This window comes from Enterobacter sp. RHBSTW-00318, assembly GCF_014101375.1.
Lineage (GTDB): Bacteria > Pseudomonadota > Gammaproteobacteria > Enterobacterales > Enterobacteriaceae > Enterobacter > Enterobacter ludwigii.
On record NZ_JABXQH010000001.1, the window covers coordinates 2,040,910 to 2,053,287 of the forward strand.

Sequence of the window (12,378 nt, forward strand, 5' to 3'; positions counted from 1 at the left end):
AACGTAATGATTCGCAAAATGCTGCAAGGTAAGCTTCACCGTGTGAAAGTCACTCAGGCCGACCTGCACTATGAAGGCTCCTGCGCCATTGATCAGGATTTTCTTGATGCAGCGGGCATCCTTGAAAACGAAGCCATTGATATCTGGAACGTGAATAACGGTAAGCGCTTCTCTACCTATGCGATCGCGGCGGAACGCGGCTCCAGAATTATCTCCGTGAATGGCGCTGCCGCTCACTGTGCTGACGTCGGTGATATCGTCATCATCGCCAGCTTCGTGATGATGTCTGGCGAAGAAGCCCGTCGCTGGCAGCCAAAAGTGGCGTACTTCGAAGGCGACAACGAAATGAAACGCACCGCGAAAGCCATTCCGGTCCAGGTTGCCTGATATCCTGAAGGCTGTGAACCGTTCACAGCCTTCTCTCACCTCATCCCTGCGGCTGATTACTGATAAGCCGCGACATCGTCTCCAGCGAATCCGTCCTTAAAATATACAGTCGCTTAAGCAGGAACGGATTGTCCCCGGGCTTCACTTTGCCTTTTACCGTTGTCACCGCCAGGTGGAACCCTGCGTCATTCGCTGCTTTTACCGCTTTGTCGTCATAGGCGCCAAACGGATAAGAGAGATAGAGCACGTGCGGGTTAAATTGCGCCAGCGCCCGGCGTGAACGCGCGAAATCGAACAAAATCACGTGATGACTACGGCTCAGTAAGATCGGGTGTTTATTGCCGTCCACCCGATGCAAGAAGTGGGTATGAGACTGGATATCAAACACATCCTGGATCTGCTCAAGCTCAGAGACACTCATAAACTGCAGGTATTTCGGCGCCCACTTCTGCGGATGACGTTTTATACGCGACGAGATGATAAACGCCGTCGCCTTGAATCCATACGCTTTGAGGACGGGATACGCATAGCGGCTCACCGACTTCAGCCCGTCATCAAAGGTGATCACCACAGACTTCGCCGGCAGGTTCATTTTGTTACGCACATACCCTTCAAGCTGAGCCATCGTCAGCGTGGTATAGCCCTGATCGCGAAGCCAGGTCATCTGGTTGCTGAACGCACGCACGCTGGTGGTCGTGGAGGTATGCCGGAAACGGGTGTTCTCCTCATCACGCAGGATATGGTGATAGGTCAGGACCGGGATGCCGTTATCTTCCTGCGCATCCAGGCTGCTGATCCACGCCAGACGATTGCCGATGCGGATCTGATACCAGGTCTGGTTCAGACGGTCTTTAAGTTTATTCAGAATGGGGTAGCGAAGGTTAGCACTCATCGTGCCGAATGGGGCGCTTCCGCTGCTGGGGGCGTTAAAGACAGGCGTGTCTTTCCAGGTTATCAGGTTCTGGTTACTCAGCGGTTTATTCAAATCACCAAGGCTGTCTTCCACGCGCTGTTTGCCCTGCACGTCTTCCAGGTGCTCTTTATCAATAAAGCCCGTGCCGAAGCCAAAACGAAACTCGTAGTAATCAGCGGATGTGGGGACAACGGCCAGGATTTGCCCGGCACGGATATTGCCGACATTGACCACATTGTTACCTACTTGCGCCCAGATAGCCGCATCTTCGGTGGTTTGCATATATCGGGCGGGAAGCCCTTGCTGAGCGATCAGGCTGGCAGATGCGCCGCCGGAAACCAGCAGCAACAGAAGGAACACAACGCGCATGAACATGGAATATTAATCGACACGGAAAATCAGCCACCATTGTAACAAAAGCAGCATCAATACCAATGTTTAATTCTTATACAAATCATGGAGCAAGACAAAGGGAGGATTTTTTTGCTGCTGATGCCACAGGCTGCTGACGCCGGCCACTTTTTTGTCGACGATTGCATGACGGAATTCAGCACTGCTTAAGGTTTCCCGGAAGGGATACATGGATTCCAGCAGCAAAGAGTTAATGCCTGATATCACTTCACAGTTGTCGTGCTTGTGGCTCAACAATGCCGCAGAGCGATAAGGTGCCGCGCCGGATTTATCGGTCAGGAAGATGACGCCGTCACCGGTGTCGGTTTCATGCAGGGCATCGCACATCATTCGGCTGAGCATGTTGGTGCTCAATCCACGCCAGTAGTTAACCGCACGGCATTGCGCCAGCGGACCAAATCTGGCCTCCAGTTTATCCAGCATATCCTGCGCCTGTTCATCATGGCAGGCGATCACCCATCCCAGCATCACTCTCTCCTTAGCAGGCAAGTAGTTTAGCGGAGTGAAGGTTAGCGTACGGTGATAACAATCAAAGAAAAGCGCCCGGCAAACAGAATGTCGCCGGGCGGGAGATTAGCTGCGCAGACCGCGTCCACGCTGAATCAGAGACCAGCACAGCAGGTAGAAGGCGATAATAAACACCACCAGCACCGCAACCGTGGTAATCAGTGGCACATCCGTAATGCCGAGGAAACCAAAGCGGAAGCCGCTGATCATATAAACAATCGGGTTCAGGTGTGACAGCGCCTGCCAGAACGGCGGCAGCAGCGTCAGGGAGTAGAACACCCCGCCAAGATAGGTCAGTGGCGTCAGCACAAAGGTCGGGATCAGGCTGATATCATCGAACGTTTTAGCAAACACCGCGTTCAGCAGACCGGCCAGCGAGAACAAGATTGCCGTCAACAGTAACGTGAGCGCCACGAACAGCCATGAATGCACCTGGAACGGCACAAAGAACAGGGAGATCGCCGTCACCAGAATCCCCACACAGAGACCGCGCGCCACGCCGCCGCCCACATAACCCGCAATGATCACATGCGTTGGTACCGGCGCGACCAGCAGCTCTTCAATGTTACGCTGGAACTTGGCGCTAAAGAATGATGATGCCACGTTAGCATAGGCGTTGGTGATCACCGCCATCATGATCAGGCCCGGCACAATAAACTGCATATAGGTAAAGCCGTGCATTTCACCAATGCGGGAACCGATGAGGTTACCGAAGATGATGAAGTAGAGCGTCATGGTGATCACCGGCGGTACCAGGGTTTGCACCCAGATACGCATAAAGCGGTTAATCTCTTTCGCCCAGATGCTTTTCAGCGCGACCCAGTAAAGATGCGTCATGCCTTGTCTCCTTGTTTATCCTGCACCAGAGAGACAAACAGCTCTTCCAGTCGGTTCGCTTTGTTACGCATACTTAATACCTGAACACCCTGCGCGCTCAGCTGTGAGAACACGCTGTTAATGCCCTGCTCGCGCAGCACTTCCACTTCCAGCGTTGAGGTATCCACCAGACGATAGTTATAGCCTTCCAGCGTCGGCAGCGGGCTTTTCGCCGCCAGGTCGAGAATGAAGGTTTCGGATTTTAGCTTGGCGAGCAGGCTCTTCATCGAGGTGTTTTCCACCAACTCACCGTTCTGAATGATGCCGATATTGCGACACAGCATCTCCGCCTCTTCGAGGTAGTGCGTGGTCAAAATAATGGTCGTGCCTTTGTCGTTGAGGTCCTTCAGGAAGCCCCACATTGAACGACGCAGTTCGATATCCACGCCCGCGGTGGGCTCATCAAGGATCAGCAGCTTTGGCTCATGCATCAGCGCACGGGCAATCATCAAACGGCGCTTCATCCCGCCAGACAACATGCGCGCACGTTCATTGCGTTTTTCCCACAGATCGAGCTGTTTGAGGTACTTTTCGCTGCGCTCTACCGCTTCTTTGCGCTCAACACCGTAGTAACCCGCCTGATTAACCACGATTTGCTGCACTGTCTCGAACGGGTTGAAGTTGAACTCCTGCGGTACCAGTCCGAGCTGGCGCTTGGCATTCACCACATCTTTTTGCAGGTCGTAACCAAACACGCTCACCCGGCCGGACGTTTTGTTGACCAGCGAACTGATAATGCCAATGGTGGTGGATTTCCCCGCCCCATTCGGCCCCAGAAGCGCGTAGAAATCCCCCGCTTCCACTTTGAGATCTATCCCACGCAGCGCCTGAACGCCGCCTGGATAGGTTTTTTTGAGCTGCTCAAGCTCCAGTGCAATCGCCATGAATTAAACTTACCTTAGGTTCTGACACACGTTGTGTGGTTTCATTAAAAGTCGAGTTACCCTATATTAGCGCAACGCAATCACTCGGTTACAGGTCGCTAACCTCCATGAACGACATAGATACACTCATCAGCAACAATGCACTATGGTCAAAAATGCTGGTGGAGGAAGACCCCGGATTTTTTGGAAAGCTCGCGCAGGCGCAAAACCCACGCTTTCTCTGGATTGGATGTTCCGACAGCCGCGTTCCGGCAGAGCGCCTGACAGGTCTCGAGCCTGGCGAACTGTTTGTGCACCGTAATGTTGCCAACCTGGTGATCCATACCGACCTCAACTGCCTTTCGGTTGTTCAGTACGCCGTTGACGTTCTGGAGGTCGAGCACATCATTATTTGTGGCCACTATGGCTGCGGCGGTGTGCAGGCCGCGATTGAAAATACCGAACTCGGGTTAATCGATAACTGGCTGCTGCATATCCGCGATATCTGGTTCAAACATAGCTCACTGTTGGGTGAAATGCCGCAGGAGCGTCGTCTCGATACCCTTTGCGAGCTGAACGTGATGGAGCAGGTTTATAACCTTGGTCATTCCACCATCATGCAATCGGCGTGGAAACGCGGGCAAAAAGTCTCGATCCACGGCTGGGCCTACGGTATTCACGATGGTCTGCTTCGTAACCTGGAAGTGACCGCCACCAACCGTGAAACGCTGGAGCAGCGCTATCGTTCCGGGATAGCTAACCTGAAGCTTAAGCACGTCAACCATAAATAGCTGCCTGTAAGCTGTTAGATAAAAACAAAACGGCAACCCGGGTTGCCGTTTTTACTGTGTGTCCCCTCGTCAGAGGGCAACAGACCGCACGTCACAAACCTTACTCGTCGAGCAGGATCACTTTACCCACATACGGCAGATGGCGGTAACGCTGCGCGTAGTCAATGCCATAGCCCACGACGAACTCGTCAGGGATAGAGAAGCCGACAAACTCTACCGGCACCTGCACTTCACGGCGGCTGGGTTTATCCAGCAGGGTGCAGATCGCCAGGGATTTTGGCTCACGCAGGCTCAGGATCTCGCGCACTTTAGAGAGCGTGTTGCCGGAGTCGATGATGTCCTCAACGATCAACACATCTTTGCCACGAATATCTTCATCCAGATCTTTCAGGATTTTCACATCACGGGTTGTGGACATGCCGCTGCCGTAGCTGGAGGCGGTCATAAAATCGACCTCATGGGACACCTGCACTTCACGGCACAGGTCTGCCATGAACATGAAAGAGCCACGTAAAAGACCGACCAGCACCATTTCGCTGCCGCTGTCCTTGTAATGTTCGGTGATTTGACGACCCAGTTCGGCGATACGCGCTTTGATCTCGGCTTCCGGGATCATCACTTCAACAGTATGTTTCATATTACTAACCATATGATTTTAATGAAAATCTCTCAATGCGGATGAATGTTACTCCGGCATCGATACGCAAGCCAGCCATTATATCAGTAAATGGATACACCTGGCGCATGAGTTATAAAAAGCAAATATTGTGATTCCGATCACACTTGTTAATACCTATAATTAGTTGCTAGCAAATAATTAACAAAACTGACGAGTACACTTTCTATGGCTGAAATAAAAACTCAACAGCCACGTCTACTGGTGACATTAACAGCGCTATTCGCCGCCTTCTGCGGCCTGTATCTGTTAATCGGTGGCGTCTGGCTGGCCGCAATTGGCGGCTCCTGGTACTACCCTATTGCGGGTCTGGTTATGCTTGGCGTAACCGTCCTGTTGTGGCGTAGAAAACAATCCGCGCTATGGCTTTATGCTGCTTTACTCCTCGCAACCATGATCTGGGGTGTCTGGGAAGTCGGTTTCGACTTCTGGGCACTGACGCCGCGCAGTGACATCCTGGTCTTCTTTGGTATCTGGCTGATCCTGCCGTTCGTGTGGCGTCGCCTGATTGTTCCTTCAAGCGGTGCCGTTGCGGCGCTGGTGGTTGCCCTGCTGATCAGCGGCGGCATTCTCACCTGGGCCGGTTTTAACGACCCGCAGGAGATTAACGGTACGCTGAATGCCGAATCCACCCCAGCTGCGGCTATCTCGCAGGTCGCGGATGGCGACTGGCCAGCTTATGGCCGTAATCAGGAAGGTCAGCGCTACTCCCCGCTCAAGCAGATCAACGCGGACAACGTTAAGAACCTGAAGGAAGCCTGGGTATTCCGTACCGGCGACCTGAAGATGCCAAACGATCCAGGTGAACTGACCAACGAAGTGACGCCGATTAAAGTCGGTAACATGCTTTATCTGTGCACCGCGCACCAGCGTCTGTTCGCGCTTGATGCGGCCACCGGTAAAGAGAAATGGCACTTCGATCCACAGCTGAACTCCAACCCGTCGTTCCAGCACATCACCTGCCGTGGCGTCTCTTACCACGAAGCGCGTGCTGATAATGCGAGCCCTGAAGTCATTGCCGACTGTCCTCGCCGCATCATGCTGCCGGTAAACGATGGCCGCCTGTTCGCGATCAATGCCGAAACCGGTAAGCTGTGTGAGACCTTTGCCAACAAAGGTATCCTGAATCTGCAGACCAACATGCCGGACACCACGCCGGGTCTGTATGAGCCAACCTCACCGCCGATCATCACCGATAAAACTATCGTGATTGCCGGCTCGGTAACCGATAACTTCTCCACCCGCGAAACCTCTGGCGTTATCCGTGGTTTTGACGTGAACACCGGTAAACTGCTGTGGGCCTTCGACCCGGGCGCGAAAGATCCAAATGCGATCCCATCGGACGAACACACCTTTACCTTTAACTCACCTAACTCCTGGGCACCGGCGGCGTATGACGCGAAGCTGGACCTGGTCTACCTGCCGATGGGCGTCACCACGCCAGATATCTGGGGGGGTAACCGTACGCCTGAGCAAGAGCGTTATGCCAGCTCTATCGTGGCGCTGAACGCGACCACCGGTAAACTGGCCTGGAGCTACCAGACTGTTCACCACGACCTGTGGGATATGGACATGCCGTCCCAGCCAACGCTGGCTAACATTACCGTTAACGGCAAAACCGTTCCGGTGATTTATGCACCCGCGAAAACGGGCAACATCTTTGTGCTGGATCGCAGCAACGGTAAGCTGGTTGTCCCGGCACCCGAAAAACCCGTTCCGCAGGGCGCTGCCAAAGGCGACTATGTCACCAAAACACAGCCGTTCTCTGACCTGAGCTTCCGTCCGAAGAAAGATCTCAGCGGTGCAGACATGTGGGGTGCCACAATGTTTGACCAGCTGGTGTGCCGCGTGATGTTCCATCAGCTGCGCTATGAAGGTATCTTCACGCCACCTTCTGAGCAGGGCACGCTGGTCTTCCCGGGTAACCTGGGCATGTTCGAATGGGGTGGGATCTCCGTTGACCCTAACCGTCAGGTGGCGATTGCCAACCCGATGGCCCTGCCGTTTGTTTCTAAGCTTATTCCACGCGGTCCAGGCAACCCAATGGAGCAGCCTAAAGATGCTAAAGGCAGCGGTACTGAAGCGGGTATTCAGCCGCAGTATGGCGTGCCATACGGCGTCACGCTGAACCCGTTCCTGTCGCCGTTTGGTCTGCCGTGTAAACAGCCTGCCTGGGGTTATATCTCCGGCCTGGATCTGAAAACTAACCAGATCGTCTGGAAAAAACGTATTGGTACGCCTCAGGACAGCATGCCGTTCCCGATGCCAGTTCCTGTCCCGTTCAATATGGGTATGCCAATGCTGGGTGGTCCAATTTCTACCGCCGGTAACGTGCTGTTCATCGCGGCAACCGCCGATAACTACCTGCGCGCGTACAACATGACCAACGGTGAAAAACTGTGGCAAGGCCGTCTGCCAGCAGGTGGACAGGCAACGCCGATGACCTATGAAGTGAATGGCAAGCAGTACGTTGTCATCTCTGCGGGTGGTCATGGTTCGTTTGGTACGAAGATGGGCGACTACATTGTGGCTTATGCTTTACCCGACGACGCTAAATAACTAACACCGCCAACGGTAAAAAAAACGGCAACTTCGGTTGCCGTTTTTATTGCTTATCCCCTCTGGACCGGGGTCTGGGCATCAGGCCACACGATATTAAACCGTGAACCCCAGCATCATGCCCGTATCTTCATGCTCCAGCAGATGGCAGTGCGCCATATAGGCAAACGCCTTCGGTGCCTCGTGGTCAAATTTCACCAGCACCTCACTGACGCCACCTTCAACCCTGACGGTGTCTTTCCATCCCGCGCGATGCGCCTGTGGCGCGTTACCGTTTTCAGAAAGGATGCGGAACTGGGTGCCGTGAATATGGAACGGATGCAGCATCATGTCGCCTTCGCCTGAAATCACCCAGCGTTCAAACTGCCCTTTTGTGGCAGCAAACATTGGCGTGTTCATGTCGAACGCTTTGCCGTTGATCATGTTGGCATTATGGAAATCGAAATCATGGCCACCGTGCCCCATGCCGCCCATTTTACCGTGGTCCATATTCATATGGCCCATCATCTCTCCGTGGTGCATACCCGCCATCGCCTGATTGCCATATTTCGCCATCAGTGCCTGCATGCCCATCATGTCGAGCATCGGGTTCATGGACAGTTGCAGCTTGCGTTGGGTCAGACCCTCGAGAGAAGGTAGCGCCGGGAGCGTGGTCAGGGTATCCGGCAACATGCCCGAGGCCGTGACCTGCAGCGGCTGGATCTGCAGTACCGGGTGCGGCTTGTCAAAGGGTGCAACCGCCATTCCCATCTGACTGACCGGTAGCGTGACCAGGTCAAACGGTTTGCCGTCGCTGATATCCACCAGCACCTCAAAACGCTCCCCCATCAGCATCGGTAGCGTATCCACCTTCACCGGTTCAGGCAGCAGCCCCCCGTCGCTTGCGACCACGTACAGAGGACGTTTATCGCTGGTGGCGAAATTCAGTGAGCGGGCGTTACAGCCGTTGAGCAGGCGTAAGCGCAGCCAGCCTTTCGGTGCCGCATGCTGCGGGTAAATGGCACCGTTGGTCAGCAGGGTGTCGCCGAACCAGCCTACCGCCGCGCTCATGACGTCCAGCTGGTAATCAATTTGCCCGTCAGCGGTGAATTTTTTGTCCTGCACAATGACCGGCACATCGTCGATGCCCCACTGTTTGGGCAGGCGCAGCAAACGGCTTTCGTCATCTTCAATCAGCACCAGCCCCGCCAGCCCCATCGCCACCTGATGGCCCGTTTTGCCATGCTGATGGGGGTGGAACCAGCAGGTCGCGGCGCGCTGGTCCGGGGTAAAGGTCACGCTTCGCTTACCGCCCGGTTTTATGATGCCCTGCGGCCCCCCGTCCACCTCGCCCGGCACTTCCAGTCCGTGCCAGTGCAACGTGGTCTCCTCAGCCAGCGTGTTATGGATATCCACCGTCACCGCTTTCCCTTTACGTAACTGAAGTGCCGGGCCGAGAAGATTGCCGTTATAACCCCACGTTGTCGCGCTGTGTGTGCCAAAGGTCGTTTTACCGGACTGGACAACAAGCTGGATGCGGCTACGGGCATCCGCGGTGAGTAAATCAGGGATCGGTAAGGCAGGTCTGTCGGCCGCAAAAGCCGCGCGGCTCCACAGCGGTAAAGCGCTGGCTACGCCAAGCGCAACGGAATATTTTAAAAAATCACGGCGTTGCATGTTCATTTCCTTATTTCCAGCAGGCGATCTTTTGAGCATAAACCCTCCCCTTACCGGAAGGTCAAGTAAAGCGGCAATAATAAAGATCGTCGGCCTGGCATCAAGTATGCTAACGTTAATTTTCCGTGATGCAGTGGTAGAAGCAATGAAGACGTTTTTCAGAACAATTTTGTTCGGTAGCCTGATGGCGATGTGTGCGAACAGTTACGCGCTGAGTGAAAATGAAGCGGAAGATATGGCCGATCTGACGGCAGTTTTTGTCTTTCTGAAAAACGATTGTGGTTACCAGAATTTGCCCAACGGGCAGATTCGTCGCGCACTGGTCTTTTTTGCCCAGCAAAACCAATGGGATCTCAGCAACTACGATAGCTTCGACATGAAGGCGCTCGGCGAAGACAGCTACCGCGATTTAAGCGGTATTGGTATCCCTACCGCCAAAAAATGCAAAGCGCTGGCTCGCGATTCACTCAGCCTGCTCGCCTACGTGAAATAACCTTCCCGACGCCCCCTTGTTGTGCCTATAGCCGTGCAACCACGGTTATAGTTAGCTATCATGTTTCGCTCATTTTTTGTGAGCGTAACGGATGTTAACAAAGGAGGAGTCCGCGTATGGCCGACCACACGTTGTGGCATGAAACACTGCATGACCAGTTTGGTCAGTACTTTGCCGTTGATAACGTGCTCTATCATGAGAAAACCGATCATCAGGATCTGATCATCTTCGAGAATGCCGCCTTTGGCCGCGTGATGGCGCTGGATGGTGTCGTGCAAACGACCGAGCGCGACGAGTTTATCTACCACGAGATGATGACCCACGTTCCGCTGCTGGCACACGGGCATGCGAAGCATGTTCTGATTATCGGTGGTGGTGATGGCGCAATGCTGCGTGAAGTCTCCCGCCATCAATCCATCGAAACCATTACGATGGTGGAAATTGATGCCGGCGTGGTCTCTTTCTGTCGTCAGTACCTGCCGAACCATAACGCCGGTAGCTATGACGATCCGCGCTTCAGTCTGGTCATTGATGATGGGGTTAACTTCGTTAATCAGACGACCCAGACCTTCGACGTTATTATCTCCGACTGTACCGACCCGATCGGTCCCGGCGCGTCGCTGTTTACCTCCGATTTCTACGAAGGCTGCAAGCGCTGCCTGAAGCCGGGCGGGATTTTCGTGGCACAAAACGGCGTCTGCTTCCTGCAGCAGGATGAAGCCCTCGACAGCCACCGCAAGCTGAGCACCTATTTTGGCGATGTCAGCTTCTATCAGGCCGCTATTCCGACGTACTACGGCGGGATCATGACCTTTGCCTGGGCAACGGATAACGACGTACTGCGCCATCTCTCCACCGAAATTATTCAGGCCCGCTTCCACCAGGCCGGTCTTACGTGCCGTTACTACAATCCGGCAGTTCATACCGCAGCGTTTGCCTTACCGCAGTACCTGCAAGACGCATTATCCACTAAGGGGGTGAGCTAATTGAAAAAGCTTAAACTGCATGGCTTTAACAACCTGACCAAAAGCCTGAGTTTTTGTATTTACGATATCTGCTATGCCAAAACAGCGGAAGAACGCGATGGTTACATCGCCTATATCGATGAACTCTACAATGCCAACCGTCTGACCGAGATCCTGTCAGAAACCTGTTCGATTATCGGCGCGAATATCCTGAATATCGCCCGTCAGGATTATGAACCTCAGGGTGCCAGCGTCACGATTCTGGTCAGCGAAGAGCCGGTCGACCCTCAACTTATCGATAAAACAGAACATCCGGGCCCGCTGCCGGAAGTGGTCGTCGCCCATCTCGATAAAAGCCACATCTGCGTGCACACCTACCCGGAAAGCCATCCTGAAGGCGGGCTGTGTACCTTCCGTGCCGATATCGAAGTGTCGACCTGCGGTGTGATCTCCCCGCTGAACGCGCTGAACTATTTAATCCACCAGCTGGAATCCGATATCGTGACGATTGATTATCGCGTGCGAGGCTTTACCCGTGACATTAACGGCATGAAGCACTTTATCGATCACGAGATCAATTCCATTCAGAACTTTATGTCCGACGACATGAAGTCGCTGTATGACATGATGGATGTGAACGTGTATCAGGAAAATATCTTCCATACCAAGATGTTACTTAAGGAGTTCGACCTTAAGCACTACATGTTCCATACCCGACCAGAAGATTTAAGCGAAGAAGAGCGCAAGGCCATTACTGACCTGCTCTGGAAAGAGATGCGCGAAATCTACTACGGCCGCAATATTCCGACCGTGTAAGCCGCGCTGGGAGCAAGGACGCTCCGGTGTGCTATTTCTGTTTCATGAACGCCCGGTACGCCGTCACGACTTGTAAAAAGTCTTCTACGCCGCACAGCGACAGACTCTCTTCATCGTAGTAGCTCATCCCCTCTTCCATCTCATCACCGGAGAATTCAAGCTGGTTGGCACGCACCATCACCTCTTCGCCATCCATCCACAGCGTGTATTCGTGCCCGGCACGTTGCCAGGAGCGTTCACTGCCTTTCACCGTATTTGCCGCCTGTTCAACTTCGTCCAGAAGGGCGAGATTCTCTTTCACCTCTTCGTTGAACCAGTGTCCAACAGCTTCGTGGCCCATCGACATACGCACTTTCACCACTCCGGTGATGTCGCGCAGAAATTCGTAATCCATAGTATTTTCCTCTGCAAAGCCATTACGCTAATTATCGCAGCAGAGAGGAAGAAAAAAAGCGTGGGAGGCAG

The 12,378-nt window shown here is 53.7% G+C and carries 13 protein-coding genes; 6 read left to right on the top strand and 7 right to left on the bottom strand.

Going from position 1 to position 12,378, the window contains the following annotated elements:
- Positions 1-6 precede the first annotated feature (6 nt).
- Positions 7-387, top strand: a complete 381-nt coding sequence (gene panD / locus HV157_RS10270) for an aspartate 1-decarboxylase (protein ID WP_182268210.1) — start codon at positions 7-9, stop codon at positions 385-387.
- A 40-nt stretch (positions 388-427) separates the two neighbouring features.
- On the opposite strand, the gene HV157_RS10275 is transcribed toward panD, so the two are convergent.
- From HV157_RS10275 to HV157_RS10290, 4 genes are all read right to left on the bottom strand, one after another.
- Positions 428-1,675, bottom strand: a complete 1,248-nt coding sequence (locus HV157_RS10275; RefSeq protein WP_014168671.1) for a polysaccharide deacetylase family protein — start codon at positions 1,673-1,675, stop codon at positions 428-430.
- Positions 1,676-1,738: 63 nt separating this feature from the next.
- Entirely contained in the window at positions 1,739-2,179 is a 441-nt protein-coding gene (locus tag HV157_RS10280) for a PTS sugar transporter subunit IIA (protein WP_020882597.1), read from the bottom strand.
- Between the two features lie 105 nt (positions 2,180-2,284).
- Positions 2,285-3,055 carry an ABC transporter permease gene (locus tag HV157_RS10285; protein ID WP_014168669.1) on the bottom strand — a complete coding sequence of 257 codons (771 nt, stop codon included), beginning with the start codon at positions 3,053-3,055 and terminating at the stop codon, positions 2,285-2,287.
- The gene (locus HV157_RS10290; protein WP_014168668.1) at positions 3,052-3,978 is read right to left on the bottom strand and encodes an ABC transporter ATP-binding protein; all 927 of its coding nucleotides are present in this window, start codon (positions 3,976-3,978) and stop codon (positions 3,052-3,054) included. Before HV157_RS10290 ends, HV157_RS10285 begins: the two co-directional genes overlap by 4 nt.
- 107 nt (positions 3,979-4,085) lie before the next feature.
- Between HV157_RS10290 and can the strand changes: the two genes are divergently transcribed.
- Positions 4,086-4,748 carry a carbonate dehydratase gene (can, locus tag HV157_RS10295; RefSeq protein ID WP_020882596.1) on the top strand — a complete coding sequence of 221 codons (663 nt, stop codon included), beginning with the start codon at positions 4,086-4,088 and terminating at the stop codon, positions 4,746-4,748.
- Between the two features lie 100 nt (positions 4,749-4,848).
- On the opposite strand, the gene hpt is transcribed toward can, so the two are convergent.
- Entirely contained in the window at positions 4,849-5,385 is a 537-nt protein-coding gene (gene hpt / locus HV157_RS10300; RefSeq protein ID WP_025205381.1) for a hypoxanthine phosphoribosyltransferase, read from the bottom strand.
- A 207-nt stretch (positions 5,386-5,592) separates the two neighbouring features.
- Here hpt and HV157_RS10305 point away from each other — a divergent pair, with 207 nt between their 5' ends.
- Positions 5,593-7,983, top strand: coding sequence for a pyrroloquinoline quinone-dependent dehydrogenase (locus HV157_RS10305; protein ID WP_182268209.1), 2,391 nt, complete (start codon positions 5,593-5,595; stop codon positions 7,981-7,983).
- A gap of 96 nt (positions 7,984-8,079) precedes the next feature.
- Here the strand turns inward: HV157_RS10305 and cueO are convergent, their stop codons facing one another.
- Entirely contained in the window at positions 8,080-9,639 is a 1,560-nt protein-coding gene (gene cueO, locus HV157_RS10310; RefSeq protein ID WP_063214163.1) for a multicopper oxidase CueO, read from the bottom strand.
- Positions 9,640-9,784: 145 nt separating this feature from the next.
- Between cueO and HV157_RS10315 the strand changes: the two genes are divergently transcribed.
- The 3 genes from HV157_RS10315 to speD all read left to right on the top strand — a co-directional run bounded on the left by HV157_RS10315 (position 9,785) and on the right by speD (position 11,913).
- A complete protein-coding gene (locus HV157_RS10315; RefSeq protein WP_014882582.1) occupies positions 9,785-10,132 on the top strand; it encodes a YacC family pilotin-like protein in 348 nt (115 codons plus the stop codon).
- Positions 10,133-10,248: 116 nt separating this feature from the next.
- Positions 10,249-11,118, top strand: coding sequence for a polyamine aminopropyltransferase (speE, locus tag HV157_RS10320; RefSeq protein ID WP_014168661.1), 870 nt, complete (start codon positions 10,249-10,251; stop codon positions 11,116-11,118).
- Positions 11,119-11,913 carry an adenosylmethionine decarboxylase gene (gene speD, locus HV157_RS10325; protein ID WP_014168660.1) on the top strand — a complete coding sequence of 265 codons (795 nt, stop codon included), beginning with the start codon at positions 11,119-11,121 and terminating at the stop codon, positions 11,911-11,913. It begins immediately after the preceding gene.
- Between the two features lie 31 nt (positions 11,914-11,944).
- Here the strand turns inward: speD and yacL are convergent, their stop codons facing one another.
- Positions 11,945-12,307 (bottom strand): protein YacL, encoded by a 363-nt coding sequence (gene yacL, locus HV157_RS10330; protein WP_014168659.1) that lies wholly within the window; start codon positions 12,305-12,307, stop codon positions 11,945-11,947.
- Positions 12,308-12,378: the final 71 nt, after the last annotated feature.